Raw genomic sequence first — 26,301 nt, 5'->3', positions numbered from 1 at the left:
TTAGGTCTTTCTTTTTAGTTTTGCAACAGAGGCCGCGATGCGATCCATCGCTTCGTCCAAGACATCCACGGAGGCAGCAGTTGAGATACGGAAGAACGGCGACAGCTCATATGCACTGCCCGGAACTGCGGCGATGCCAGCATCTTTCAGGATATAAGCGGTTACTTCAGCATCATTGTCCAGCGTTTCACCGTCTTTTGTTTGCGCACCAATGAAATCGGCGCAGCCGATTAGCCCGTAAAATGCACCGCCCGGCGCATCAAGGGTGAGCCCGTCCATCTTGGACACGCGCTTCACGACAAGATCACGGCGTTCTTCAAATGCAGCGCAAAACGCGCGCACGTCATCTTGCGGGCCGTTTAATGCAGCAGCGGCGGCGGCCTGTGCCACAGAACACGCGCCCGAGCATATCTGGCTTTGCACCTTGGTCATGGCCGCAATCAGTGGCTTGGGACCAGCGCCATAGCCGATCCGCCAGCCCGTCATGGCGTAGGCTTTGGACACGCCATTGACGGTCAACGTGCGATCCTTCAGTGCCGGATTGGCTGCGGCAAAGGACAGGAACTTACGCCCATCAAACAAAATGTGTTCATAGATTTCATCCGACAGGATCAACACATGCGGGTGTTTTTCAAGCACCGCCCCCAAAGCACACAGATCGTCGTCGGAATAGACTGCGCCCGCAGGGTTCGACGGCAGATTGAGCATGATCCAGCGTGTCTTTGGTGTGATCGCCGCCTCAAGTTGATCTGGCGTCAGGCGGAAACCGTTCTCAGCGGGGCATTTCAAGGCAACGGCTTGCCCACCGAGAATGAGAACGATGTCCTTGTACTGGCCAAAATATGGGGCGCACATCAGGACTTCGTCATCCTGCTCAAGGGTGGCCATCATCGCGTTGAACAGCACTTGTTTCGCGCCGTTGGACACGATCACTTCGTCCACTGCGAAGCTGAGATTGTTCTCACGTTGCAATTTGTCTACGACTGCGCGGCGCATCTCTAGCGTGCCATTGGTCGGCGGATAACGGGTTTCACCGCGCAAAGCCGCTTGGTGCGCAGCCTCAACAATATGGGCGGGCGTGTCGAAATCAGGCTCTCCCAAACCCAGATCAATGACGTCTTCGCCGCGCGCCTTGGCCTCTTTCGCAGCTTGGCTCACCCAAGCCGAAGCAGAGGGTTTGACAGGGTCAAGACGGGAGGCCGCAAACCTCATGCCAATCCACCTTTCACGGTCGCAAGCAACTGATCTGACGCTTTGGCCAAAAGGCTCGCGTCCGTTCCGCAGGCCACGAAAGTGAACCCCTCGTTCAGCAATTCAACCGCAAAGGCGGAATCAAGAACAAGAGTTCCAACGGGCATACCTTTTGCTATCAACTTTTGCGCCGCTGGCTTAATCAAGTCCCAAACCTCTGGATCCATCGGCTTACCAAGTTTGCCGATGTCGGCGGCGATATCCGCAGGTCCGAAGAAAATCCCGGTGACGCCCTCAACGTCGCTGATCGCTTCTGCTTGCTCTATGGCTGCGCGCGTCTCTAGCTGTAGCAATACCGTCGTCTCTTCCTCAACGCGCGCGGTGTAATCTGTGACCCTGCCAAATTTCGTCGCACGGGTCGCACCAGACACACCGCGAACGCCATGCGGTGGATAACGGGTTGCGGCGACGGCGTTCTTCGCCTCTTCAACCGATTGGATCATCGGGAACAAGATACCCGGTGCACCTAGATCAAGCAGGCGTTTGACTGCGACGGTGTCGTTCCATTCCACCCGTACTATTGCCGTTGTTTCGCTTGCGGCAAAGGCCTGCAATTGGCCTAAGACACTGATATAATCATTTGGGGTGTGCTCCATGTCAACGAGCGCCCAATCGTAGCCCGCAGGTGATATGACCTCTGCGACAACGTTACTGCACAGGCTGATCCAAAGCCCGATCTGTTTATCGCCAGCGGCCAACGCCGCAGTGAAAGCGTTTGTTGCCAATTTCATTAGATTATCGCCTTTTCAATGATCTTTTGCCCCGCAGGGATACGATCAAAGTGAAACTGTGTCATGTCTAGCGTTTTATATGTGCCATGCACCATAATCTCAGCAGTTCCGCGCCCCATCGCGGGAGATTGTTGCAACCCGTGACCAGAAAAACCGTTGAGGAAAAAGAAGTTTTCAACCTCCATATGCGGCCCCAAAATAGCGTTATGATCAAAGGTGTTATAGGCATAGTGCCCTGCCCATTCTGATTGCACTTTGATCGCTTCGAATTGGGGAATACGTGTGGCAAGGATTGGCCAGACATGATCCTGCCAAATGCTGTGATCCATGATAAAATCATCTGGATCAACGGCAGGATCGATGTCAGAATGCCCGCCACACTGATAGGTGCCACCACCGTTCTCTCGCACGTGAACCCCGGATGGATCGATGGTGAGCGGTAGATCACGATCAAGCGGTTGCTCGGCCGAAAAAATCCATGAAAAGCGTTTGCGCGGCTCGACCGGCACGTTGATCCCAGCCATCTGGGCGGTAGCGGCTGCGCGGGGCCCTGAAGCGTTCAAGACTTGGCCACAAGCAATGACCTCGCCCGATTTCAATGTAACGCTTTCGACGCGCGTGCCAGCGGCGTTTTTGTTCACCGCGACCACTTCGTTTTCGACATATTCGACGCCGCGTTCGCGCGCTGATTTGCGCCACCAGTCAAAGACAGCCGTGGCGTCCCAAAACCCTTCGTCGACCAGATTGATCGAGCCCAAAACGATGTCGTCCACGTTGTAGAACGGATAGGCCGCTTTGATCTGATTGGGGGTCATCAATTGAGTGGCCGCACCAGCGGCCAGTTGCACCTGCTGGCTTTCGCGCAAAACCTCTGCAAAGCTTTCGTTGTCCGCTAAATACATGTAGCCGAAGGAGCGGATCGACAGGTCAGGCACCCGATCATCATTGCCCATGTAGTGCGGCAGATTCTTTACGAAATCAGCGGCAAACTGGCTGATGCGCACGTTCAATTCGCCTGAAAACTGCTGCCGCATGCACGAATTGGTGTGCATCGTGGAAGTGTTTTCGTAAGTTAAATCACGATCGACAACCAAGACAGTGCCATCAAAATCCTTGTCATCAGACAAGAACCAAGCGGCAGAGGCGCCCATCATCGCACCGCCAATAATGACCACATCATAGGAATTGCTTTTGGGTGTTTGGGTTTTCATAGTGTCTCTCCTCGTGCGACGGCTGCCTGAACCTCTGCAATTTCTGCGGCGGATAGGTTGTAGTCTCTGGCGGCAGTCTCGGCCGAGATATACCCGCGCGCCAGATCACGTTTGACGAGATCCACAGATCGCTCGGACGGATCGCCGTAGCCAGCGCCGCCGGGAAAGGCCATGACAACTTTGCGCCCGTGGGCGACGAATTGTTTGCCTTTGCCATTCATCGCGGCGCCATCGTCTTGGACAATCGTTGTGGGCGCACCTGCCCCACCACCGCGCCTACCGCGGGCCGGATGATCAACGCGGTCAAACATCGCTTGGATGTCAAACTCATGCCCTTCCTGCGCGCCAACTTCCATGTATTGGCCGAGGCCGCCACGTGTCTTGCCAGCGCCGCCTGAATCGGGTCGCAGTTCTTTGCGCCAGATGATGACGGGACCTGCATGTTCCGTCGCCTCGATCGGCATTGTCATCACACCAGACGGAAAGGCGGTCGCGTTCAAACCATCATGTTCGGGCCGCGCGCCTGATCCGCCTGAGTTAAAGGTCAGAACCTCGGATCGGCGCGCATGTGCGGGGGCTGGCGCGTCCGTGCGGGGACGCAGCGAAACTTGGAAGTTGCACAGGCATCCCGCACCCTCAGCAGGCACCAGACCTGGTACGATCTTATCAAAGGCATTGTAGACTGCGTCCGGCACAAAATGCCCGACGATATGGCGCAACGCGACCGGAGCAGGATGCAACGCGTTCACGATCGAGTTTTCAGGGGCTTCGATCTCGAACGGCGCAAGCGAGGCTGCGTTGTTCGGAATTTCAGGCGCGATGGCGACCTTGAGGGCATAACAGGCATAGGCTTTTGCGTAGACCAGCGGGCAGTTTATACCTTTCTTATCGAGACCCGTCGAACCTGTGAAATCGGACACAATCTTGTCGCCCTCAACACTAACTTTCACTTTCAGCGTGATAGGACGGTCAAAGCCATCCATAGTCATCTCGCCCGTTGCTGATTGCTGTGGCAAGGCTGCGATCCGCTCAATCGTGGCACGGCGGGAATTGTCGAGGATGAAGTCAGCAATGCCATTGAGATCATCAAGGTCAAATTCCGCCATCATATCGACAAGGCGGCGATGGCCGATCTCGTTACAGGTCGCGAGCGCGTATATGTCACCGATCAATTGATCAGGCTCGCGCACGTTGCCACGGATAATGCGCGTCAGGGTTTCATCGACCGCGCCTTTGTCGGCGAATTTCATGATCGGGATATAGAGACCTTCTTCGTAAACGCTATGCGCATCAGCGCCAAAACCACGCCCGCCAATGTCCACGATATGGGCGGTACAGGCAAAGAAGCCGACCAGCGCGCCTTTATGGAACGAGGGCGTGACCATGGTAATGTCGTGCAGGTGCCCTGTGCCTTCCCAAGGATCGTTGGTGATGTAGATATCGCCGTCATGGATATTGTCGCGCCCAATACGGCGGATGAAATGCGCCACGGCATCGGCCATGGCGTTCACGTGACCGGGAGTTCCAGTGACAGCTTGGGCCAGCATATTGCCCTCGACGTCATAGACACCTGCCGACAAATCGCCGGCTTCTCGCACCGAAGTGGAAAACGCCGTGCGAACCAGCGCCTGCGCCTGCTCTTCCACGACCGAGATGAGACGGTTCCACATCACCTGATAGGCAACTTTTGAATGCTGCGTGCTCATTGATCGGCTCCTTTGATGATGATGTCGATGCAGCCGTCAGGTTGGCGGATAGCATCTCGGCTGGCCGGAACAATGATCGTGGTTTCGTCTTCAACAATCGCCACAGGTCCAGCCGCCCTTTCGCCCGAAGACATGTCAAAACGGTTCACCACTGACGCATTCAGAAACTCGCCCGCTGCGGCGTCAAACAATTGACGCGCGCCAACGCAAGACGCCGCTGTTTCGCCGATTGTCTCATCCATGCGCGCGACTGTCTCTGGCGGGGTTGTTGCGTTGACAGACCAAACGGTGATTTCGATATCCATGCCTGCAACAGGGCGGCCAAAGAGCTTGGTATAATCCTCGATAAACCGCGCCTCGAATGTATCGACATCAGGGTTCATCGCCTGATCTTCGGTCAACTCAATCGGGATCTCCCAACCTTGGCCCGTATAGCGCATGTAGACTTTGAACTCTGACAGGATCGGGCTGACTTCATCGCAGGTGCGCACGAAACCTGTGGCCTCAGCCTTGAGGTCCGACAGCAAAGACTTGATCCGATCACCGTCAAAATCAGACAGTTTCATATAGACCGAGCGATTTGCCTCGAAACTGAAAGGCGCGCGCAGGAACCCGATGGCGGACCCAACACCAGCGCCCAGTGGGACTAACAAACGCTCAACGCCCAGCTTTTCGGCCAGACGCCCCGCATGCAGTGGTGCGGCACCACCAAAGGCGATCATCGTATATTCAGACAGGTCTTCGCCGTTCTCCACGGCGTGAACGCGGGCAGCGTTGGCCATGTTTTCATCGACAACTTCCGCGACGCCAAACGCCGCCTCAACCGCATCCATGTCGAGTGTATCGCCAACATGGTTTGACAGCGCCGATCTTGAGGCATTCGGATCAAGTTTGATCGACCCACCGGCAAAATTCTCGGGATCAAGTTTGCCCAAGACAAGGTCTGCATCTGTTACAGCAGGCCGCGTGCCATCACGACCATAACAGGCAGGTCCTGGCTCTGATCCTGCGCTTTCGGGGCCGACGCGAATTTGGCGCAGCGAATCCACATGGGCCAATGATCCACCGCCTGCGCCGATTTCAACCATGTCGATCACAGGGATAGAGATCGGCATGCCCGACCCTTTCTTGAAACGATAGGTGCGCGCGACTTCAAAAACACGGCTGGTCTTTGGGGTCTGGTTCTTAATCAGGCAAATCTTGGCGGTCGTTCCGCCCATGTCGAAGGACAGAACCTTGTCCAGCCCATAGCGCGCTGCAATGTGGGCCGCGAAAACCGCGCCCCCTGCGGGACCGGATTCAACCAATCGCACAGGGAACTCTGCCGCGTTCTGGATCGAAATAATTCCACCACCAGAGTGCATCAGGAAGATGCGGCATGACACACCTTCGTCTTTCAAGCGATCCTCAAGGCGACCCAGATAAGAGGCCATCAACGGCTTGATATAGGCGTTTGCGACGACAGTGTTAAAACGTTCGTACTCGCGCATCTGAGGCGAAACCTCGGAGGAGATCGAGACCGCGACATCGGGCAGTTTTTCAGCCAACACATCCCGTACAAGCTGCTCGTGCGTGGGATTCAAATAGGAGTGGATCAAGCCGACAGCGACACTTTCAAATCCTGCTTCGGCAATCTGATCGACAACAGCCTCAACCTCTGCGCGGTCCATATCAACTAGAATTTTGCCGTTGGCATCGACGCGGCCCGCAACCGTAAAGCGCATCTGACGCGGCAGCAAAGGATCGGGCAAGTTTAGGTTCAGATCATATTGCTCAAACCGCGATTCTGTTCGCATTTCGATCACGTCACGGAAACCCTCGGTCGTGATGAGCGCCGTTTTCGCGCCGCGCCGTTCGATTAACGCATTCGTGGCAAGCGTAGTCCCATGAATGATCTGGTTGATCTGCGCAGGACTGACATCGGCTTTGGCGCACACTTGGTGCATGCCATCAATGATCGCGTTTTCGGGGGCAGCGTAGGTTGTCAGAACCTTTGTCGAGAACGCGACCCCATCCCTTTCCAAGACAACGTCCGTAAACGTGCCACCGATATCGACGCCAAGGCGAATGGAAGGTACGGTCATTTTGCGCTCCAACTGCAGAATAGACGCGCAGTTGGCTCAAAACGTATCAAAAAATCAAATCGATTAAAATTTTCACCCCAATCAATTTAGCTGATCTAAGAGAGCTGCATAGCAGCCTTCGCGATCTGCGCAGCTCTTTCGACATAAAGGCCAGCCCGCGCCGGGGCATAGCGCGCATAAAAAGACAAAGGTTCAGGGACCCAATCAGCCTCTACTCGGTGTAGCTCGCCTGATGCAATCTCAGCCGCTATCAACCGTTCAGGCAACAACGCGACCCCTAGCCCTTCAAGCGCCATCGGCACACATGCAGACAACGCGCTCGAATGCACAACCCGCTCCCCTTTCAATCCGCGCTCTTTTGCAAGGCTGTGCAGGGCGGCGCAGGCCTGTGTGTGTTTGGCATGCGTTAAAACGGTTAGGTCAAAAAGCTCTGGTAAAGTTAACTTCGCGCTCACCTGCGTGATCAGGTCTGCATTCACCACCCAACAATAGTTTTCCTGGCCCAGCGCTTCGCTTGTAAATGCCTTGGATTTGAACGGCCCCGTTTGGAGCGCCAGATCAAGCTGCCTTTCCATAAGCCTTGAATCAATCGCGGTTGAAAGATCAACTTCTAGCTGGATGCGTAGCTTGGGATAGACCTCCTTCATCAACCGAAGGAAATCTTGCAACCATGTACAAGCCACGAGTTCCGTCACGCCAAGCCGCAAGGTTTCCTCAATCAATTCCTGACGGCCTGCTTCTTCAATGAGAGCTTCACCAGCCCATAGCACGTCTCGCGTTTTCTTGAGCAGCCTGTCGCCATCTGCGGTCAAACGCACAGAGCCAGCATCGCGGATTAACAACGTAACATCGAGCGCTGCTTCCAGCGCAGCGATGCGGGCGGATATATTAGGCTGCGTCGTCCCAAGCGTTGAGGCCGCAGCACGAAACGTGCCCGTATCAACAACGAAAGCAAAGGCCTCGAGTTGTTTGAGTGTGATTTGGCTTTTGATCATTTTGAGGCCACCGATAAAAACAGTTGATACTCAGGGTATCCGCTCTGGTGGCTTGAGCAAGGCCGTTTAATGCCCGAAAGACCGCTCGCCGGCCATCCAACTCGCAACTTGCCTGAAGCCATCAGTAAGGGAAGTTCGTACTGCGCAGCTGGGGAAGCGGAGCCAAACCATGAGTTTGGCATGGCTCCAGCCAGATTCCGAATGTGTTAGCGTTGGATGACCCACTGCTTAAAGCGTGTCTCCAAGGAATCGCAGGCTGCCAGTATCAGGTCCCGGGATTGGTATGGCCCAGCGTTATCAATGGTGGGCGATACTGTCACGCATTGGGAGGTATCCATACCCAGACGGATTTCCATGCTCGCATCATCATAAACAAACCGCTGGGTTTCATCCGCCTGATCGCAAACGATCAAGCCAAAGGGGTTTTTGGTGTTTTGGGGGGCATTGTAAGACATGCACAGGCCAAAATAGGTCGCGGAGCCAATCGCGCCGCTATCCGCATCGTAAGTGAAAAGCACATCATCGCCCACTGGCTTACATGAATGCGCATGGAGTGTGTCGCTGAGTTCGCGGCCTTCAGTATCAATGCACCAGCCAAGCATCTCCGCTTCATCAAGGTTGTCCGCAAGGTGGATAATAGGTCCTGTGGTCTGGATTTTCGGCACCTCAGCAAATGAAGCCATCGGCAACGTCAGGCACAAGGTCGCGCAAAGGAGGGTAGTGGTTTTCATTAGACTATCCTTTCAAAAGGGTCGGAGTTAGAATTTTTGTTGAAACGCGCGAATGCGGGCTGCGTTGATGCCTTGATCACTGCGACCGATACGAGACACGCTGCGCAGATCTACGCGGCTGCCACTCTCTTGCTCACTCACCACGACAACAACATCATCAGCGAAATAAAAGACGGAGGTACGGGCAGTGGCTTCGAAGCGGCGGTGTTCAGCGTCCTTTGCGACAATATCCCACCCCATCGCCTCGGCCACTTCCAAGGCGCGTACGAAGGCGGAATCGGCATCTAGATTGGTTTCTAGCGGCGCGATATCGGGGTAAGCAGTTACCTGAATATCAGCGACCTTCGCGCCAGCATAAGCGAGCGAGGTGCGCGCTCCTTCCCGCGTCTCATCCAACACAAGAAAGACTGGGGGATTGGCCGTGTCTGTTGTAATGTCATTTATCGGCGCCGCCCTTACAGGTGGGTTAAGCGTTGAAGAAATCATCGGCACCAGCATGGCCACACCGATGAGGGCCGCAATACCACCAAACGCTGCGGGCACCTTTTCCTTTCGAAAAAGATGAACAATCAGCGCAATAAGCCCCACCGCGGTGACACCAATCGCAAGTAGGTCGAAATAGGAACGGTAAAGACCGAATCCCGTTATCGGCTGCCATAACCCCAAGCGCGCACCAAATACCATCAACGCCGCGGCCGCTGCCCCAATGGCAGCGGCCAGCAGGGCGAGTTTTCCTAGATGTTTCATCTTCTTTCCAATCCTTGACTTGCGCAACATTTTTTTGCTTGCTATGCAATAATTGCAGACTATGCAAGGTTTATAAAATGACACTTCCGTTACGAGAAAAAAGGCGACAGGAAACGGCGCTTCATATCCAGAAGGCAACCTTGGCACTGGCTATGCAGAATGGCCTTGAGCGCGTCACAACCGATGAGATCGCTGTTGCCTCGGGCATCAGCACGCGAACGTTCTTCAACTACTACCCAAATAAGGAAGCCGCCGCGATCGGCCACCCGCCGAAGTTCAGCGACAGCGGCAAAGAGGCGCTGCGCGATGGATCCGGCCTCTTGGCAGTAGATATCAAGCAGCTTTTAGACCGCCATATTGAAACGCTCTCGAAAGACGAGGCCATTCTGAGGATGGTGGGCAAAATCCTTCGAAGCAACGAGAAAGCCCGCGGAATCCTTGATGGGCTTCTCTCCGCCCAGCGCGAAGAGCTTGCGGCAACTTTTTACGAACGTGGGTTCAATCGCCAAACAGCAGCTGCGCTCGCTCACAACGCAACAAGCGCGATTGGCGGCGCAATTGCCCTTTGGGAGCATGAAGAGAATATCACCCTTGGCGCTGCATTGAATCAGGTCTGGGAAGGGCTGATTGACGCCTCACGGCTGCTCTCTGACACCGGCGGCTAGACTGCCGTCTCTCCCCGCCAAGAAAAAACGACGGCACTTGTTTGGTGCTGCGTATAACCACCGCACGTCCGGCTATGGGCGCGCTAGCACCGCGCCAATGGCTCGACGAAAGGCCAAAATATGAAGAAACTAATCTATGTCATCGCGTCAGTCGCAATCATTGCAAGTGCATATGTTTGGTCGTTTGGGATTCCCGGCGCAGCACCAACGGGCGCTAACGGGCAAGCCCCCGTTGCGCAAGGCCCGGGCGGGCCGGGTGGCCCAGGAGGTCCAGGAGGGCAAGGCAAACCCGGCGGCGGCGCGACGACCGTAGTCCTGACCCCATTGAAACAGCAGCCGTTCGAGGACACTTTTCGCTCCATTGGCAATTCGCAAGCCGTGAACAGCGCAACGGTTACTTCGGATGTTTCTGGCCGGATTGTCGAAGTCAACCTGAGCGCGAACGCGCAGGTCTTGCAAGGGGACGTGTTGGTCCAGTTAGACGCCCGCGCAGCTACGTTGTCTCTTGATATCGCGCAGAGCGAGCTCGAACAAGCAGACGCAACCGTGGCTCGATATGAGCGACTTCAACAATCAGGAAACTCGACGGTAACGACTGTGACGATCTCTGAAGCACGGCTTGCCCAACGCCTTGCTGAAGCCAATGTCGCACAAGCCGAGCTCGCTCTCGAAGACCTCACAATCCGCGCGCCCATTTCCGGAAAGGTCGGGCTGAGCGATGTTAAGGTCGGCGATCTACTCATCGCCAACACGCCCATTGTCACAATCGACGATTCTAGCGCGCTCCTTGTGGAGTTCGAGCTGCCCGAACGGTCAGTCAACTTCCTCTCTATCGGGCGAGAAGTCACGCTAGGAACCCCATCCCTGACGGGCCGCTTTTTCCACGGTGAAATCGCATCATTTGACAGCCGGATTGATGATGTCACCCGAAGCGTGACGGTCAAGGCACGCGTCGAAAATCCCGATGCAACCCTCTGGCCAGGCATGACTTTCACTGCGCGGCTCAGCGATCTTAGCGATCCATTGGCAGTCGTTCCAACAACGGCCATCACTTGGTCACGCGATGGAGCGAGCGTCTGGTTCGAAAAAGATGGCAAAGCGCAGAGTATCCCCGCGACCATCCTGCATCGCCGCGATGAAAGCGCCTGGTTAGATGTCGATCTGCCCGTCGGCACCATGATCATAACCGAAGGCGCGCACAAGCTAAGGACTGGCTCGCAAATCACCGATGCGGATGCTGCAAGCCAAATGTCAGATGGGGCACCGACATGAGCACGCCTACAATTCAACGCGCGGCTACTGGATTGGCCGATCTGTTCGTTGCGCGGCCTATCTTCGGCTTTGTTGTCAATCTATTGATCCTGATTGCTGGTCTGGCTGCGCTTGCTTCTGTCGACGTACGCGAGATGCCCGATGTCGATCAGCCCGTTCTTTCAATCCGCACTCAATACGAAGGCGCGACGCCTGCAACAGTGGATCAGGAAATCACACAGGTCTTAGAGGACGCTCTCAGCGCGCTCGAAGGTCTGTCCTACATCGAATCCAGTTCCTCAACTGGATCAAGCAGCATCACAATCGACCTGTCAGATGGAACCGATATTGACGTAGCCGCCAACGAGGCGCGCGAAATCGTGTCTGCAACGGTGCGCCAGCTTCCTGGTGATCTTGAAGATGATCCGACTGTTTCGAAATCTGACAGCAACGCCAGTGCGATTATTCGTCTGGCCGTGCTGGGGGATGTGACACTGGATGAGCTGACCGCCCTCGCGGAGGGCCCGATTTACAATCGGCTATCGCTTATCGACGGTATCGCCGAAGTTACGACCCGCGGAGAACGTTCCAACGAGTTTCGCGTCAGCCTTGATGACCGCCTTTTGCTAAGCCGTGGACTGACGGTTTTTGACGTGACCGCAGCCCTTGCTAACCTGCGCGATGATACCCCGCTCGGCGAGCTTGAAACCAGCGCCCAAACGATTGCCCTGCAAGTCGGAAACGCTGACGTTACTGTGGAAAGCATTGGAGACATCCTGATCGGCACAAATACGCGAATTTCGGATGTGGCATTGGTTCAACTGCTGCCCGAAGACACCGTGGTGTCAACTCGTGTGAACGGGCAAACAGCCATCGGGCTGGATATCACCCGCCAATCTGAAGGCAACACTCTAGAGATTTCGCGCGCAGTAAACATTGCCGTAGAAGAACTGCGAGATGTTCTTCCCGATGGTGTCGATCTTATTGTCTCAACAGATGATGGCATATTCATCGAAGGCGCTTTGAGCGAGGTGATCAAGTCCATCGGTTTGGCGACAGGGATTGTGATCCTTGTTATTTTCGCGTTCCTGCGATCCTTCCGCGCAACGCTTATCCCCGCTATCACCATTCCTGTCGCCCTGATCGGCACTTTAGCCGCCATCTGGTTGACGGGATTTTCGGTCAACACAATCAGCCTCTTGGCTTTGGTTCTTGCGACAGGAATGGTGGTCGATGACTCCATCGTCGTGGTCGAAAATATCGTGCGCAAACGCAAAGACGGCATGGGTGCCTTCGCTGCCGCTGCTGCTGGCACGAACGAGGTTTTCTTTGCCGTCATTTCAACCACTGCAACGCTTGCGGCAGTGTTTATTCCCATTTCCTTCCTCCCCGGTCAGGCCGGCGGCGTGTTCAGCGAGTTCGGCTTTGTGCTGGCTTTCGCGGTTACGTTATCGTCGATTGCAGCGCTGACACTAGCACCCGTTTTGGCGGCCCTTCTGGACCCCGGGAAGCAAAACGAGAAATCACCGCCCCAAGCAGCCCCCGGCCCCCTTTCTCGCGGATTCGACTGGGTGATTGACCGCGCCATTCGCGCGCCCCTCATGGTGCTGGCCGTCGCTTTCGGCTTTGCTCTCATCGCTCTGGGCGCGGCCAACACGCTCACGTCAACGATCACGCCGACAGAAGATCGCGGGTTCTTTTTGGTTCAAGCTCGCGGTGCCTCAGACACGACCGCGAGTTATCTGGATTCACAAATCGCCCAGATCGAAGACATCCTCGCGCCGTTTCAGCAGAGCGGCCAGATTACCTCGGTTCAAAGCATCATCGGCATCGGTGGCGGCACCACTGCCTTCGTTGTTGCACGCCTACCAGATTGGGCAGACCGCGATTGGTCACAGCAAGAGTTGATGGGCCCGATCAACGGCATGCTCTCGACAGTGCCCGGCGTGCAGGTTTTTGCAATATCACCGAACAGCCTGAATATTCGCGGCGGCGGTAACGGATTAACGTTTGCGGTGAGCGGAACCAACGTTGACGACATGACAGAGGCCGCATCCGATCTTGTTGCTGTCATGGCTCAGGACGACACCTTTTCCAATCCGCAGGTTTCAGGCGACAGCGTTCAGGCGCAGTTTGAAATCACAGTAGATCAGGAAATGGCAGGCGTCTTTGGACTGAACGAAGCCGACATTACCAAAACGATCAGTGCCTTGACCCAAGGCACCGTCGCGGTCAGCGTCTTTCTGGAGGATACGGAAACAGACGTACGCGTTGTCCCCGGCGGGCCGCCCATCAATGACCCCAACGATCTTGAGAACATCCAACTCCGCCTGCCCAGCGGCGCATATGTTCCCCTCTCTTCAACTGCGAAACTGACCCCCATCGTGAGCCAATCTTCGATCGAACGTCAGGGCGGCACGTTGGCTGTCTCGGTTCAGGCCAACCTCCCCGAGGGCGTTGATCTTGGCACAGCTATGGCCCGCGTAAACGCGCTCGCCGCTGAAACACTGCCTGAGGGCATGGGGATTGTTTACACAGGCGAGGCTGCGTCTTTGGGCGATAGCCAATCGGGCATGTATTTGGTGTTTGGCGTCGCTGGGATTGTGGTCTTCCTTGTTCTGGCCGCGCAATTCGAAAGCGTTGCGAGTGCAGTCGTGATTATGTTGACAGTGCCTTTCGGCATTGCTGCCGCGTTGCTGGCTATTTCGATCACAGGCGGCTCGCTCAACTATTACAGTCAGATCGGTTTGGTTCTACTGATTGGGGTCATGGCGAAGAACGGCATTCTAATTGTCGAATTCGCCAACCAATTGCGTGAAGCGGGCCAAGACATCGACAGCGCCATTCGAGACGCCCTGCGTCTTCGCATTCGGCCAGTGATGATGACAATGGTGTCCACTGTCTTTGGCGGCTTGCCTCTTGTTCTTTCAACTGGCGCTGGTGCCGAAGCGCGCGTGGCGGTCGGGTGGGTCATTGTCGGCGGGCTTGGTTTCGCTACCGTATTCACCTTGTCGCTGACGCCTGTGTTCTATCGCTGGATCACCGTTTGGGGCGCCGAACCCGGCGTGTCGGCTCGCCGCTTAAAGCAAGAACGCGACCTGTTTACGGAGGCAGAGCAGATCTGAACAGCACCTTTGCCGCGGCAGCGATAGCAGCTTTTGTGAAACGTGCGAAATCAAGCCGTGGCATTGGCAAAAAGCGCAATGTCTCGGTGAAACCCTTTTGAAGCAGAAAAACAGTGCAAATTTCTTAGCTGAAATCGGCTCCTGCGGTCCAAGTTGCCTTTTCGTTGGTTGGCTCGCCAAAATTCAGGTGCCACCCATGGTTCATTTTTGGGAGTTATCCTGCGCGTACTCGTCTTCCAAATACGCAGCTATTCGCGAGCACAGGCTTGAAGCTCGCGAATAGCAACGAACGAACAAAACGACATTCAACTGCCCGCCAGAGCCGAGAGCGTGAAAACCGACGTCATGCAACACTCCGTTTTTGCATATGCACACTCTAACGATTGCTCATTTTGCACTTAGCCGTCCGACAATTTGAATCCATGCCCCTCGGTATCTAACCAAGCTTTTACCGCGACTGCCGCAAGCGTAATGTCTTCAGCGCCCCCCATGCCCTTGTCATCAAGACCACCTTTGACAACGGTGACGCGGACATCGCCAAAAGGGAGCGCCGCGGCGACGGCCTCTTTGTCAACTTTGTCTGGTTCAGGCACACCCACCGTCACATCAACACGCATCTCGGAGGGGTGTTTGTAATTATAAAATATGGTCAAAGAGCTATGACGGATGGCATCAGAAATGCCACGCAAAGCAGCTTTGGTATAATCATGACCATGAACATCCGCGCCCATTCCAAGTTCACAAATCAGTGGTTTCATGAGGGTATCTCCACATCGTAGGAAACGGTAACGATTGCATTTGCAATCAAGGTTTTGTGCCCCATCATGCTAACTTCAAGTCCGCCCTTTACGGCTGCTGCCGAAACTGTTCCGACCGGTGCTTGGGCTTTGACCACGTCCAAATCTACAGCGTCTGGATCGGCTACGCCCACGCGGATATCAACGATCATCGCATCCAAAGGCAGATCGAAAGCCATACCTGCGACAAGAAAATTGCGATGCAAAGCATCATGCACAGCGCGGGCCGCTGCTTTGGTGTAATCCTGCCCTTTTAGATCGGTGCCCATGCCCATTTGAACGGCAAATTGCGTTTTTGGCATTGTCTCTAACCTCCCAATATTACGGTTTTCGAAAATTTCAATTCGGTGGTTCGCTGCTCGCGTGTCTTGCGCCTTGCCCCATCCTAGCGCGAGCTTGCTGAGTTCATCGATTGTCGCGCGATTTTTAGCTTCGCGAAGTCTTCTTCGGCGTGATAACTGGACCGTGTTAAGGGACTGGCAGAGACCATGGAAAACCCCTTGGCTTTGGCGATGCGCTCAAGCTTGGTAAACTCATTCGGAGTGACGTATCGGTGAACCGGATAGTGCTTTGGCGTCGGCTGCAGGTATTGCCCAATCGTCAGGAAATCGACCTCAGCAGCGCGCAGGTCATCCATCACCTGAAAGATTTCTTCTTCGGTTTCGCCCATGCCAACCATCAGGCCAGATTTTGTCGCAACATCAGCGTTCATGTCCTTCGCGCGTTTCAACAGATACAGCGATCCGAAATACCGCGCGCCGGGGCGCACCTTTAGATAAAGCCTCGGAACGGTTTCGATGTTGTGATTAAAAACATCCGGCCGCGCCGTCATCACGGTCTCAAGCGCCATCGCATCTGACATGCGAAAGTCCGGCGTGAGGATCTCGGTGGTCGTCTCAGGAGATTTGCGATGGATGGCGTTTAGCGTTCTGGCGAAATGCTCTGCGCCGCCATCGTCCAGATCATCGCGATCCACAGATGTGATGACCACATGGCGCAGACCCATTTTGGCGACAGTCGCAGCGACGCGCGCGGGCTCGAACACATCGAGAGCGTCGGGTTTGCCCGTGGCGACGTTACAAAACGCGCAGCCACGTGTGCAAATCTCGCCCATAATCATGAACGTCGCGTGCGATTTTGACCAACATTCACCGATGTTTGGGCACGCGGCTTCCTCGCAGACGGTCGTTAGGCGCTGGCCCTTCACTTCGGCATTTGTTTTTTCAAACATATCACCGCTGGGGGCACGCACGCGCAACCAAGGGGGTTTGGGCAAAGGCTTTGAAGCCTTTACTTTTGCCTTTTCGGGATGGCGTTCTTTCGACTTTTGGAATGCGGTAGCGATGTGCAACCTACCTTCGCTGTACGTGTTAAAATTTGGTTGCCTACAAGGTCCAACCAGTCGCGTTCCGCCTATTCATGGGGTCTCAAAAAGAACGGCGGAACGCAGTTGGACAATCAGAAAGCAATATGAGGCAAAGCTCTGATTACCCGTTGATGTCGATCAGGATTTTCAGGTGCTGCCCACCCGGATCGAGAAGCGCATCGAACCCTTCCGTCACGGCCTTATCCAGCGTCGTCTTCTTTGTGACGACCTGTTTGGCAGGGAGAGCGCCACTTGAAATCAGTTGGATCACCCGTGGCCAGTAATACGTCGGATAGCACCAAGAACCACGTATATCGATATCCTTGAAGGTCACTTGGAACCAGTCCAGCGGGTTTTCATGCGGGTGCAATCCCGTCACGACAACAGTGCCCTGTTTGCGCACGGCGTCCAGACAGTCTTTCAATGCGTGCTCATTGCCGACCGCTTCGATAGCAATGTCACAGCCAACACCGCCTTCGGTCGCGGCGCGAATGACCTCGCCGACGTTTTCTTTGGTTGGATTGATTGTCGTGATCCCGTCGACCATGTTTCGAACCAAATCCAAGCGCGTGTCGTTCGGGTCTGTTACAAACAACTGCCCTGCACCTGCTGCGCGCGCCGCCATCAATGTCAAAGCACCGATGGGCCCTGCCCCAGTGACCAGAACCGAATTCCCGGCCTGTACGCCAGCGCGATCGCAGGCATAGACCGCCACGGCAGTCGGCTCTACCAATGCGGCTTCTTCATCGCTCATTTCATCCGGGATTTTGGCGACGTTATATTCATTCAACGTGGAATATTCCGCCATACCGCCCCAGCCCCAGCTGAGACCCGTCACAGCGATCTCGTCGCTCAGGTGAAACAAGCCACGGTCTGAATAGTAATCACCGCTGCGCGGCATAATCAGTGGCTGAACCGAAATGCGATCACCCGGCTTGACCGAAGTGACACCTTCGCCCACCGCATCAACGACACCGCCATATTCGTGACCCAAAATTTGCGGCCCCTGCGCACCTGTAAACGGATGCGGCTCGGTCGGGATAAAGATCGGCCCGTATGCGTATTCATGCAGATCGGTTCCGCAGATGCCGACATATTTGTTGCGAATGCGAACCTGACCTGCGGCGGGCTTTTCGGCGGGTGCCTCAATATCCTCTAACCGTAGGTCCTTGGCAGCGTGAAATCTCAGTGCTTTCATTTCTTCCTCCACTCTTGATAATCAATATAAGCAACAAGCGTGCCAACGCTGGAGTCATAGCTATTTTGCAAACAGCTCACGCCTATGACTGAATGCTCTTCGAACTTGACCCAATCGCAGAAAAGCCGGCCCCTTATGCCCGCTTTACAAGCATTCGGAACCGGCTTTCAGCATTGTGAATCGCTTCGAACGCGCTTAGCGAATTCTGTTTGTGTCAGGTCCAAACACCAACAGGTCAGCGGGGTCGAAATGGATATTCACCTCCGCCTTGGTGTGCGTGCGCACATCGCGGCTCGCAGAGACTTCGATCTCTTCGCCGCACAAGTCAAAGAAAAATTGCAGCGAAGACCCAAGATCGAAATGGCGACTTTCGCTACAGTTCAGCGAATGGTGATGCTCTTGCTTGTCCAAGAAGATGTGTTCAGGACGAAGACCGATCTTGATTTCACCCTCTGCTCGAACCGGCAACATGATCTGTTGGCCATCCTTTAGCGTCGCAACGCCGCCAGAGGCTTGCGCTGTGATAAAGTTCATAGGAGGTGAGCCGATGAAGCCCGCAACAAACATGTTGTTAGGATCGCGATACAGATCGAGCGGGGTGCCGACCTGTTCTAACCCACCTTGATTAACCACTGCAATTCTATCGCCCATCGTCATAGCTTCGACCTGATCGTGGGTGACATAAACGGCCGTTGTTCCAAGGGTGCGTTGTAGATTTCGGATCTCCGATCTCATCTCGACGCGCAAGCGGGCATCAAGGTTCGACAAAGGTTCGTCAAATAGGAAGGCTGTGGGTTCGCGCACCATAGCGCGCCCCATTGCAACGCGTTGACGCTGTCCACCTGACAAAGCACGCGGGCGGCGGGACAGATAGTCCGTAAGCCCCAGCATCTCTGCCGCGTTTGCGATACGTTTTTCTATTTCCGCCTTGTCGAATTTGTGAATTTTCAAACTGAACGCCAGATTGTCCTTCACAGTTAGATGCGGGTAGAGCGCGTAATTCTGAAACACCATAGCGATGTTGCGTTCTTGGGGGGACAAGTCGTTGATCGGTTGATCATTGACCGAAATCACACCGCCGGAAATGTCTTCCAGTCCAGCGATTGACCGCAAAAGCGTGGATTTCCCACACCCAGACGGGCCGACCAGGACCATAAACTCACCCTCTTCGATAGAAAGCGACACTTCCCGAAGTGCATGATACGAGCCGTAGAACTTCTCTACATTGATGATGTCAATTTTGCCCATTTTGTTATCTCCGGTTTGTTTACTTACTTGACGCCGCCTTGCGTCAAACCACCGATCAGCCATTTTTGGCAGAACAGCGCGATGAAATAGACAGGGATGATCCCAGCGCTTGACGCTGCTGCCATGTGTCCAAAATTTACTCGCCGCTCGCCCTGAAAGAGCGAGATGCCGACAGTCAAAGTTCTGCTGTTGTCATCAAACGTCATTGCCTGAGCAAAGAGCAGTTCGTTGAAAGCCAATATGAAACAGATCAGGCCCGTTGCGATCATTGCCGGGTAAAGCAAGGGAACGGTCACGGTCAAAAGCGTGCGGAAGTAGCTGGCTCCGTCTAGCCAAGCCGCTTCGTCCAATGCCTTGGGAACCTGCAAAATGTAGCTGCGCATTAGCCAGAACGCCACGGGCACATTCATCAAGCCATAGATCAAGACCATGCCCGCCGTTGAGTTCAAAAGCCCCAATGACTGCATCAAGACAAACAGCGGGATCAAAGCGATGATCGGGGGCGCAACATAAGACGCAAGGATCATGTCTGGCAGGAAGGATTTCCCCACTTCCAGCTTTAGCATCGCATAGGTCGCCATAACGGCCACACCGAGCGTGACAAACACGCTAAGCGCTGCGGCTTGGATGGAGTTCAACACAAAGGACAAAAGCGGTATGCGCGTGAATGCGACGACCCAGTTCTCGGCCTCGACCGCTTCGGGAAGAAAGTTGCCTTCGACAACGTCGACCGGTGACTTGAACGAGGTCGAGACCAGGTAAGCGATTGGAAGCATGAAGAAGACGATTATCACTGCAAGAGCCAACCAGACCAGGATCATCCGACGCATACGGCCCTTTTCAGCCTTTGGCGTCCATGTTTTTGACAGCGTGATCAATTCGGGTTTGAAATCGAATTCTCTGCCGTTTTCAGGCGAGACGGGCTGCTGAATAGATTGGGTCATAGTCTGGCCTCCGCTTTGTTGTTTAGAAGCACGATGGGCAAAGTGACGATCGAGATCACAACGGCAAAATAAAGCGTTTGAGCTGCGGCAAGGCCGAGATCAAACTCCTGCAACGCAGTGCGCCAGATCACATAGGTTGACATATCTGTGGCTCCGCCTGGCCCGCCTTGCGTTAGAACAAAGATCAAATCGAAGGTCTTGAAGGCCATGACCATGCGGATCAGCAAAATTGACAGCAAAGCTGGTGCCAGCATCGGCAAGGTGAGTTTAAAGAACGTCGTCTGAGAATTCGCGCCGTCCAGCGCTGCGGCTTCAAAGACATCCTCTGGCAAGGATTGCAGTGCGGCATAAGCAAGGATCACAATGAAAGGCGTCCATTGCCAAGTGTCCGCCAGCATTATCGACGGAAAGGCAAATCGCCCGTCCCCGAGGATCGAAATCGGTTGCTCAATAAATCCAGCGCGAGACAGCAGGCTATTGATCCAGCCAGTCGGGCTGAGCAGCAGCTTCCAAGCGATGCCAACCATGACCGGCGGCGTCATTAAGGGGAGCAAAATGATCGCGCGTAGAAACTTTCCGTTTCTGACCGAAGTGAACAACAGATAGGCAATCAGCAAGCCCAAGACCAGTTGAAGCACCGAAACTGAAACGGCAAAAATAACGGTTGTAATGATACTTGAGGTAAAACTCGTACCTGTCAGCATCCAGCTGAAGTTTTCCCAGCCATCATAACTTTGAAACGTATTCGCCAGTGTTGATCGGCTGACTGACAACGCGATCAAATACACCAATGGATATACAAAAAACGCGGCCAGTCCGGCCATTACCGGCACCAGCATAAGCCAACCCGCGGTTGATCTTTTGCGAATTAAAGGTCTCATTTCACCTACCCTCCCCTCGTCTTAACAGCGGATGTTTGCTCGATTTCACGATCGCGCCGATTTCACAGCGACGTGCTGTGGTCTTCAAAACACGCGTTGCCCGCCCGAGGAGGGCAACGCGCAATGATGAATGATCAGCGCAGGATACGCTCCCATGCGCGCTGTACGCCGTTCATCGTGTCTTCTGGGGATTTCTGCCCAGCAAGCATCGTGGCAAGATCGCGGCTCAGGATTTCCAGCAGCTGCGGCGCATCCGGACCTGTGGGCCACGCCATTGCGTTGGCCAAAGCGTCACCGATGATCTCATGCGTCTGCGGCGCGGCTGTTTGATAAGTCGCGTTCTGGATCGTCGAGGTGCGGAATGGGTCAATGCCTGTCCCGTTGGTTGCCGACATCGTCAAGCACATTTCAACGCCAGAAATCCACTTGATGAACTCCCAAGCGATTTCCTGCTTTTGAGATTGAGGCGACAAACAAACACCAAAGCCCGCATTCAATGCAGCGCGGCTGTCGGCGGCGTTTCCGCTTGTCGTTGGAAGTGGAACAACGCCCCATCTGTCTTTAACCGCGGAATCTGTGTCTTGCGCAGCGTTCAGCGCCAGATCCATCCAGCCTTCTTTGGTCACAACCCGGCCACCAAGGAACAGCGCTAGACCCTCGGCATAGCCGATCTCGGGCGGCGTCGGTGACGCATGGGGGGACATCGCAGTGTAGTTTTCTGCAACCGCCAGCATCTCAGGCGTGTTCAACGCTGGTCGACCTTCTGCGTCGAGGAAGTTCGCACCAAAGTTGGCGACACGGTTTGCAAATGTCGAAACATTCAACAGTGGTACAGGCATACCCATCAACGAGTGGCCGTGAATGCCTTCGCTGCTTAGTTCCGACGTGGCTTGTTCTGCCAGCGCGTTCAGATCGTCCCAAGTCTTTGGCAGATCTGCGCCAAGACGGTCCAGCAGTTCCTTATTGTAGTAGAGCGCGTGGTTGTCTGCATCGTAAGGCAGCGCGTAGCGACGGTCTTCATATAGCGAATAGGCGTCATAGACGTTCTGGATGAAGTCATCGGGCTGCACTTCAGCCTTATCGCGTTCAATCATATCGGTGATATCGACGGCCAGACCGTTAGCAGCCAGAGCGCCGATGGTGCAGTACCAGTTTTGATAAACATCGTAACGGTTTGCACCGGACTGCTGATCAAGCGCGACCTGCTGGTACATCGCGCCCATCGGTACGGCGTCGATGTTAACAGTCACACCGGTTTTTTCTTTAAACGTTCGTGCGGCAATCTCAGCGCCGCCAACATGTGGCTGCGCGATCATTACCGTCAATTCATCAGTGCTCTGAGCAAGCACTGGCGCGGCCAAACCCGTTAGCGCCGTGCCACCAAAAGCAGCGGTTCCGGTCTTCAAAAGCGTTCTGCGACTAATTACACCCTTCGTTCTTGAGACAGTCATTATCTTCCTCCCATTCATTGTTAGTCTTGTGCAGGTGGCATCGAAAGCGCACCTTGCAGACTTATAAGCAACAAGCATGCCAAGATTGATAATTGTCAGAATTCTCTGAGGAAAATCGCGTTTCACGCTGAAGTCAGGCGACGTTGCAGCGCGTTTTTTTCGGCGCGATTGCTGCAGGGAAAAAGACGGCAGTTTCCGCCTGATCTGTTGCTGCGTCTGGACCTTGGGCTTTAAAAATTTCGATCCAGCGTTTTTTCACACAGCTTGTTGACCCCCGCATGCAGCAAGATGGTCAGCGTTGCCAAAACGATCAACGCAGCAAACATCAAATCCGTCTTGGCCCGCCCATTTGCCAATAGCATCAGGTAGCCAAGCCCTCTCGATGCGCCGACCCATTCGCCAATGATCGCGCCAATTGGCGCGTAAACAGCTGCCAGTCGCAAACCACTGCCAAAGCCCGGCAGCGCTGCGGGCACCCGGATCCGCCACATGATACGCCAAGGCGCTGCGCCCATCACGCGGGCCATGCCGATCCAGTCCCTATTCGTGCGCATCAACGCATCGAAAAAGGAGGATGTGACGGGAAAGTAGATTATGATCAAAGCCATCGTGATTTTCGACCACATGCCAAAGCCCAACCACAATGTCAGGATTGGGGCCAAGGCAAAGACAGGCACCGACTGTGAGAAGACCAAAATCGGTCTAACCAAGGCCCGCGCAGTGGGCGAAAACGCCAAGCCAATAGCCGAGACAAAGCCGAGCAATGCCCCCAAGGCCAGCCCTATCAACACCTCTGCCATTGTTATGGCCGCGTGTTCTGCCAAGAGCGCCCTGTCTTTCCAGATGGTTTCAAAAACCAACGCGGGGGGAGGCAAAATAAACCGAGCAACCCCTGTGGACCAAACGAGCAATTGCCATAAGGTCAGTGCCAAAAGAGTTGCGGCAATCGATGCGCGCCAGCCGCTCAACGTTGCACCTTGAAGCCGGCCCAAGCCGCATCGAAAAACGCGCGTTCCAGTGAAACTGCCTGAGCGAACATGTCTTGGACTTCATCGCGTGCAGCTTGGTCCAAGCCATCCCAAACCGCGTCGAGTTGGCCACGCAAATAGGCGACCACACCTTCAAAACCATCGCCCGAGTGCAGGGTGATCCATTCACCGAACCAGAATGGCAGCTCGCTCGCGCGATGTTCAACGGGGCGGGCCCATTCCAGATAAACCCATTCTGCCACGACCAAGACGGACAGCATAAGTTCATAGCGACCAGATATCCGCGCCTTGTGCATTAAGGCTTGGAACGCTTGCGTTTCGGGAGCAGCCGTCGCGACGCTAGGAACGTTCAATGCCTCCATCGATCGGAGGAAATATGTGTTTTCTGGCCCACAAATAAGGCCCAAGAACTGCGCGCCGGGAACGCCATCCGCCAACGTAGGCGCGTGCGCCACAGCCGAGGCGAGCAAGCGCACAAATCCATCGATGAACTGATAATCTTGTTGCAAATAGCCCGCCATTTTTTCGATCTCTAGCGTGCCTTGGGCAAGCGCGTCAGTAAATGGATGCTCGGTTGCGGCGCGCCAGTCCGTCGCCACCTGTTTTTTGAGATATTCGCTTGCTTGCATCATTGCTTCCTTAATTTCTTCAGCAGCGTTGCCTGCGCTAACAGCACATCCGCAGCATCCACTGGGCGCGGGATCGCTCCCGATGGTGCCTCGACATCGCTCAACCCGCTTTGTGTCATGATTAAAATGGTCTGCCCGAGGCGCGCCGCTTCGCCCGGGTCATGGGTGACCAGCAAAACTGTACGACCTACGAGCAATTCTGCTGTCAATTCCTGCATTTGCGCCCTTGTCAGAGCATCAAGAGCCGAGAACGGCTCATCCAGCAAAACAACAGAGCGATCCTCCATCAAGGTCCGCGCTAGGGCGACCCTTTGGCGTTGCCCGCCCGACAACTCATTGGGACGTTTATGCAGGTGTGCTGCAAGTCCGACACGCTCTAAAACCGCGCGGCCCATGGCTTTATTCGCGACCTCACCCCGAAGCCGCGCGCCAATCAACACATTGTCCAGAGCCGTCAGCCAAGGCAGCAAAAGATCATCCTGCGCCATAAGCGCGACGTTGCCGCCACCTGCCATAGCGCCGTCCAGATCAATACCATCGCCAAGTCCCGCAAAAAGCCGCAAGACCGTGGATTTCCCCACCCCGCTCGCCCCTAAAAGACAGGTCCATTCGCCTGCCCTCACCGTCAGGTCCAACCCTTCAAAAATTGACTGATCGCCAATTTTCGCGTGGCCTGTCAGATATAAGGCAGGAGCAATGCTCACGGGCGCAATCCCATGTCCCAAAACCCGACTTCGAGTTTTGTCGCCATGTCGAAGCGCCTGCAAAGTGCAGGCCATCTTGGGCAGGATTCAGGGTTGTCTCCTAGGCGGCGCTGAACTGCATTGTCTATCAATGCCCCCACATCACGGCAAAGCTGTTGGTATTCGTCGCTGGCGTATGTGTTGATCCATTCTGAATATGTATCACAGGTTTTGGCCGCCGCGAGCGCCGCCCCGATCTCACCATACCCCATAACGCAAGGGGCAAGCGCCGCCAGCAAATCCAAAAGATCACCAGAGTGGCCCGCATCCAGAACATATCGGGTATAAGCGAGGTTCTCGGGTCGCTCTTGCGTGGTGAACAAATCTGCTTCGCTCACCCCTGCCGCTGCACAGGTTTTCACATGTAACGCGATTTCATCATTGATCAGCGCATTCACCGTGCCTGCGGCAAGACGCATTTCGTCCACTGTATCTGCCTTGGTCACTGCCAGTGCCCAAGCGCGAGAGAAGTGGATCAGGAAGACATAGTCCTGCTTTAAGTAGTGCAGAAAAGCAGCGCGCGGCAAAGTACCATCACCTAGCCTTTCAACAAACTTGTGCCTAGTATAATCGGTCCAAGCGGGGGTTGCCCCCCGCCAAGACTGGAACGTGTTACCGTAACTCATTCTGCACCCAGATCAATCGCGAGGGCCGAAACGGGACGCGTTCCTTCAACCAACCCACTGTCGGCCAAGAACTGTTCAAACCGTGTGTAGCGGCCTTCATCTAGGGCTTCGGGGCGCAGCGCAAAACGCGGCAGAGTATCAACCCAAGCCTTGGCATTTAGCTCATCATCCAGTTCGGGGGCATACCCCTTGAACAGCTCCCACGAAGCGTCTGGGTTGTTGACAATATACTGCGTGGCCAATTCCGTCGCCCGCAAGAAGCCCCGCACTTGGCCGAGATCCATAAGATCGGGATTAGCCACATAAATCAGCTCGTCATAGGTCGGGACGCCTTCCTCTTCCACATAGAAACAATGGCCTTCGACGCCCTCAATTTCCATCTGATTCAGTTCGAAATTGCGATAGGCCCCGATGACCGCATCCACCTGCCCAGACATCAGCGATGGGGAGAGCGAGAAGTTCACATTGACCATTTCAACGTCACTCAAGCTTACGCCGTGATTGCCCAACATAGCGGTCAGAACAGCCTCTTCTACGCCAGCAACTGAAAAGCCGATTTTGCCGCCCTTTAGATCACCGATCTCTTTGATGGGACCGTCTTCCAGCACCAACAGGCAATTCAAAGGCGTCGCCACTAAGGTTCCAACGCGGATAAGCGGCAGACCTTCTGCAACATGCAAGTGTTGGCTCGGCTGGTAGCTGACAGCAATGTCGCCTTGGCCAGCTGCCACCAGCTTTGGCGGCGCGGATGGATCAGCGGGGGGGATGATTTCGACATCCAGTCCTTGGTCGGCAAAATAGCCCAACTCTTCAGCAACAATGATCGGCCCATGATCGGGGTTAATGAACCAGTCCAACAACAGTGTCATTTTCTCTTCGGCAACAGCCGGTGTCGCCAGCAAAAGGGTGGCGGCGGTAGCTAGGTATTTCAT

The 26,301-nt window shown here is 54.8% G+C and carries 24 protein-coding genes; 3 read left to right on the top strand and 21 right to left on the bottom strand.

Annotated elements, in window-relative coordinates:
• The 8 genes from ACRBCU_RS01815 to ACRBCU_RS01780 form a co-directional block, all read right to left on the bottom strand.
• Positions 1 to 1,212 (bottom strand): pyridoxal phosphate-dependent aminotransferase, encoded by a 1,212-nt coding sequence (locus ACRBCU_RS01815; protein WP_431363645.1) that lies wholly within the window; start codon positions 1,210 to 1,212, stop codon positions 1 to 3.
• A complete protein-coding gene (locus ACRBCU_RS01810) occupies positions 1,209 to 1,982 on the bottom strand; it encodes an HpcH/HpaI aldolase family protein (protein WP_431363644.1) in 774 nt (257 codons plus the stop codon). Before ACRBCU_RS01810 ends, ACRBCU_RS01815 begins: the two co-directional genes overlap by 4 nt.
• Entirely contained in the window at positions 1,982 to 3,193 is a 1,212-nt protein-coding gene (locus tag ACRBCU_RS01805) for an NAD(P)/FAD-dependent oxidoreductase (RefSeq protein WP_431363643.1), read from the bottom strand. The genes ACRBCU_RS01810 and ACRBCU_RS01805 overlap by 1 nt, the downstream gene beginning before the upstream one ends.
• Complete coding sequence (locus tag ACRBCU_RS01800) at positions 3,190 to 4,899, bottom strand: hydantoinase B/oxoprolinase family protein (RefSeq protein WP_431363642.1); 1,710 nt, start codon at positions 4,897 to 4,899, stop codon at positions 3,190 to 3,192. Before ACRBCU_RS01800 ends, ACRBCU_RS01805 begins: the two co-directional genes overlap by 4 nt.
• Complete coding sequence (locus ACRBCU_RS01795) at positions 4,896 to 6,983, bottom strand: hydantoinase/oxoprolinase family protein (protein ID WP_431363641.1); 2,088 nt, start codon at positions 6,981 to 6,983, stop codon at positions 4,896 to 4,898. The genes ACRBCU_RS01800 and ACRBCU_RS01795 overlap by 4 nt, the downstream gene beginning before the upstream one ends.
• A gap of 95 nt (positions 6,984 to 7,078) precedes the next feature.
• Entirely contained in the window at positions 7,079 to 7,978 is a 900-nt protein-coding gene (locus tag ACRBCU_RS01790; protein ID WP_431363640.1) for a LysR family transcriptional regulator, read from the bottom strand.
• A 206-nt stretch (positions 7,979 to 8,184) separates the two neighbouring features.
• Entirely contained in the window at positions 8,185 to 8,709 is a 525-nt protein-coding gene (locus tag ACRBCU_RS01785) for a hypothetical protein (RefSeq protein ID WP_431363639.1), read from the bottom strand.
• 27 nt (positions 8,710 to 8,736) lie between these two features.
• A complete protein-coding gene (locus tag ACRBCU_RS01780; RefSeq protein ID WP_431363638.1) occupies positions 8,737 to 9,456 on the bottom strand; it encodes a DUF1499 domain-containing protein in 720 nt (239 codons plus the stop codon).
• Between the two features lie 77 nt (positions 9,457 to 9,533).
• On the opposite strand from ACRBCU_RS01780, the gene ACRBCU_RS01775 reads away from it, so the two are divergent.
• From ACRBCU_RS01775 to ACRBCU_RS01765, 3 genes are all read left to right on the top strand, one after another.
• The gene (locus tag ACRBCU_RS01775; protein WP_431363637.1) at positions 9,534 to 10,121 is read left to right on the top strand and encodes a TetR/AcrR family transcriptional regulator; all 588 of its coding nucleotides are present in this window, start codon (positions 9,534 to 9,536) and stop codon (positions 10,119 to 10,121) included.
• 120 nt (positions 10,122 to 10,241) lie between these two features.
• Positions 10,242 to 11,393, top strand: coding sequence for an efflux RND transporter periplasmic adaptor subunit (locus tag ACRBCU_RS01770; protein ID WP_431363636.1), 1,152 nt, complete (start codon positions 10,242 to 10,244; stop codon positions 11,391 to 11,393).
• Entirely contained in the window at positions 11,390 to 14,497 is a 3,108-nt protein-coding gene (locus tag ACRBCU_RS01765; protein WP_431363635.1) for an efflux RND transporter permease subunit, read from the top strand. The genes ACRBCU_RS01770 and ACRBCU_RS01765 overlap by 4 nt, the downstream gene beginning before the upstream one ends.
• A gap of 398 nt (positions 14,498 to 14,895) precedes the next feature.
• Here the strand turns inward: ACRBCU_RS01765 and ACRBCU_RS01760 are convergent, their stop codons facing one another.
• The 13 genes from ACRBCU_RS01760 to ACRBCU_RS01700 all read right to left on the bottom strand — a co-directional run bounded on the left by ACRBCU_RS01760 (position 14,896) and on the right by ACRBCU_RS01700 (position 26,301).
• Entirely contained in the window at positions 14,896 to 15,255 is a 360-nt protein-coding gene (locus ACRBCU_RS01760; RefSeq protein WP_431363634.1) for a Lin0512 family protein, read from the bottom strand.
• Positions 15,252 to 15,596, bottom strand: coding sequence for a Lin0512 family protein (locus tag ACRBCU_RS01755; RefSeq protein WP_431363633.1), 345 nt, complete (start codon positions 15,594 to 15,596; stop codon positions 15,252 to 15,254). Before ACRBCU_RS01755 ends, ACRBCU_RS01760 begins: the two co-directional genes overlap by 4 nt.
• A gap of 83 nt (positions 15,597 to 15,679) precedes the next feature.
• Positions 15,680 to 16,639, bottom strand: coding sequence for a lipoyl synthase (lipA, locus tag ACRBCU_RS01750; protein WP_431363722.1), 960 nt, complete (start codon positions 16,637 to 16,639; stop codon positions 15,680 to 15,682).
• A 142-nt stretch (positions 16,640 to 16,781) separates the two neighbouring features.
• The gene (locus tag ACRBCU_RS01745; protein ID WP_431363632.1) at positions 16,782 to 17,858 is read right to left on the bottom strand and encodes a 2,3-butanediol dehydrogenase; all 1,077 of its coding nucleotides are present in this window, start codon (positions 17,856 to 17,858) and stop codon (positions 16,782 to 16,784) included.
• A gap of 195 nt (positions 17,859 to 18,053) precedes the next feature.
• Entirely contained in the window at positions 18,054 to 19,106 is a 1,053-nt protein-coding gene (locus tag ACRBCU_RS01740) for an ABC transporter ATP-binding protein (protein WP_431363631.1), read from the bottom strand.
• 23 nt (positions 19,107 to 19,129) lie between these two features.
• Positions 19,130 to 20,050, bottom strand: coding sequence for a carbohydrate ABC transporter permease (locus tag ACRBCU_RS01735; protein WP_431363630.1), 921 nt, complete (start codon positions 20,048 to 20,050; stop codon positions 19,130 to 19,132).
• The gene (locus ACRBCU_RS01730; protein ID WP_431363629.1) at positions 20,047 to 20,931 is read right to left on the bottom strand and encodes a carbohydrate ABC transporter permease; all 885 of its coding nucleotides are present in this window, start codon (positions 20,929 to 20,931) and stop codon (positions 20,047 to 20,049) included. The genes ACRBCU_RS01735 and ACRBCU_RS01730 overlap by 4 nt, the downstream gene beginning before the upstream one ends.
• A gap of 134 nt (positions 20,932 to 21,065) precedes the next feature.
• Entirely contained in the window at positions 21,066 to 22,382 is a 1,317-nt protein-coding gene (locus tag ACRBCU_RS01725; RefSeq protein WP_431363628.1) for an ABC transporter substrate-binding protein, read from the bottom strand.
• Positions 22,383 to 22,612: 230 nt separating this feature from the next.
• Positions 22,613 to 23,350, bottom strand: coding sequence for an ABC transporter permease (locus ACRBCU_RS01720; RefSeq protein ID WP_431363627.1), 738 nt, complete (start codon positions 23,348 to 23,350; stop codon positions 22,613 to 22,615).
• Positions 23,347 to 24,000 carry a TenA family protein gene (locus ACRBCU_RS01715; RefSeq protein ID WP_431363626.1) on the bottom strand — a complete coding sequence of 218 codons (654 nt, stop codon included), beginning with the start codon at positions 23,998 to 24,000 and terminating at the stop codon, positions 23,347 to 23,349. The genes ACRBCU_RS01720 and ACRBCU_RS01715 overlap by 4 nt, the downstream gene beginning before the upstream one ends.
• Positions 24,000 to 24,704: an ABC transporter ATP-binding protein gene (locus ACRBCU_RS01710; RefSeq protein ID WP_431363625.1), complete on the bottom strand. Its 705-nt coding sequence runs from the start codon at positions 24,702 to 24,704 to the stop codon at positions 24,000 to 24,002. The genes ACRBCU_RS01715 and ACRBCU_RS01710 overlap by 1 nt, the downstream gene beginning before the upstream one ends.
• Positions 24,701 to 25,369: a thiaminase II gene (gene tenA, locus ACRBCU_RS01705; RefSeq protein ID WP_431363624.1), complete on the bottom strand. Its 669-nt coding sequence runs from the start codon at positions 25,367 to 25,369 to the stop codon at positions 24,701 to 24,703. The genes ACRBCU_RS01710 and tenA overlap by 4 nt, the downstream gene beginning before the upstream one ends.
• A complete protein-coding gene (locus tag ACRBCU_RS01700; RefSeq protein ID WP_431363623.1) occupies positions 25,366 to 26,301 on the bottom strand; it encodes an ABC transporter substrate-binding protein in 936 nt (311 codons plus the stop codon). The genes tenA and ACRBCU_RS01700 overlap by 4 nt, the downstream gene beginning before the upstream one ends.

The sequence above is a fragment of the Planktotalea sp. genome (assembly GCF_050633725.1).
Taxonomy (GTDB): Bacteria; Pseudomonadota; Alphaproteobacteria; order Rhodobacterales; family Rhodobacteraceae; genus Planktotalea.
Note: the sequence above shows the minus strand (reverse complement) of the source record. Positions and strands in the feature narration are given on the sequence as shown.

Bases quoted from the DNA above. Each gene is read 5' to 3' on its own strand.
- ACRBCU_RS01780 (WP_431363638.1), bottom strand. From the start codon at position 9,456: ATGAAACATCTAGGAAAACTCGCCCTGCTGGCCGCTGCCATTGGGGCA.
- ACRBCU_RS01760 (WP_431363634.1), bottom strand. From the start codon at position 15,255: ATGAAACCACTGATTTGTGAACTTGGAATGGGCGCGGATGTTCATGGT.
- ACRBCU_RS01805 (WP_431363643.1), bottom strand. From the start codon at position 3,193: ATGAAAACCCAAACACCCAAAAGCAATTCCTATGATGTGGTCATTATT.
- ACRBCU_RS01765 (WP_431363635.1), top strand. From the start codon at position 11,390: ATGAGCACGCCTACAATTCAACGCGCGGCTACTGGATTGGCCGATCTG.
- ACRBCU_RS01740 (WP_431363631.1), bottom strand. From the start codon at position 19,106: ATGGGCAAAATTGACATCATCAATGTAGAGAAGTTCTACGGCTCGTAT.
- ACRBCU_RS01770 (WP_431363636.1), top strand. From the start codon at position 10,242: ATGAAGAAACTAATCTATGTCATCGCGTCAGTCGCAATCATTGCAAGT.
- ACRBCU_RS01815 (WP_431363645.1), bottom strand. From the start codon at position 1,212: ATGAGGTTTGCGGCCTCCCGTCTTGACCCTGTCAAACCCTCTGCTTCG.
- ACRBCU_RS01800 (WP_431363642.1), bottom strand. From the start codon at position 4,899: ATGAGCACGCAGCATTCAAAAGTTGCCTATCAGGTGATGTGGAACCGT.
- ACRBCU_RS01715 (WP_431363626.1), bottom strand. From the start codon at position 24,000: ATGCAAGCAAGCGAATATCTCAAAAAACAGGTGGCGACGGACTGGCGC.
- ACRBCU_RS01745 (WP_431363632.1), bottom strand. From the start codon at position 17,858: ATGAAAGCACTGAGATTTCACGCTGCCAAGGACCTACGGTTAGAGGAT.
- ACRBCU_RS01725 (WP_431363628.1), bottom strand. From the start codon at position 22,382: ATGACTGTCTCAAGAACGAAGGGTGTAATTAGTCGCAGAACGCTTTTG.
- ACRBCU_RS01755 (WP_431363633.1), bottom strand. From the start codon at position 15,596: ATGCCAAAAACGCAATTTGCCGTTCAAATGGGCATGGGCACCGATCTA.
- tenA (WP_431363624.1), bottom strand. From the start codon at position 25,369: ATGAGTTACGGTAACACGTTCCAGTCTTGGCGGGGGGCAACCCCCGCT.
- ACRBCU_RS01730 (WP_431363629.1), bottom strand. From the start codon at position 20,931: ATGAGACCTTTAATTCGCAAAAGATCAACCGCGGGTTGGCTTATGCTG.
- ACRBCU_RS01785 (WP_431363639.1), bottom strand. From the start codon at position 8,709: ATGAAAACCACTACCCTCCTTTGCGCGACCTTGTGCCTGACGTTGCCG.
- ACRBCU_RS01810 (WP_431363644.1), bottom strand. From the start codon at position 1,982: ATGAAATTGGCAACAAACGCTTTCACTGCGGCGTTGGCCGCTGGCGAT.
- ACRBCU_RS01775 (WP_431363637.1), top strand. From the start codon at position 9,534: ATGACACTTCCGTTACGAGAAAAAAGGCGACAGGAAACGGCGCTTCAT.
- ACRBCU_RS01735 (WP_431363630.1), bottom strand. From the start codon at position 20,050: ATGACCCAATCTATTCAGCAGCCCGTCTCGCCTGAAAACGGCAGAGAA.
- ACRBCU_RS01790 (WP_431363640.1), bottom strand. From the start codon at position 7,978: ATGATCAAAAGCCAAATCACACTCAAACAACTCGAGGCCTTTGCTTTC.
- ACRBCU_RS01700 (WP_431363623.1), bottom strand. From the start codon at position 26,301: ATGAAATACCTAGCTACCGCCGCCACCCTTTTGCTGGCGACACCGGCT.
- ACRBCU_RS01795 (WP_431363641.1), bottom strand. From the start codon at position 6,983: ATGACCGTACCTTCCATTCGCCTTGGCGTCGATATCGGTGGCACGTTT.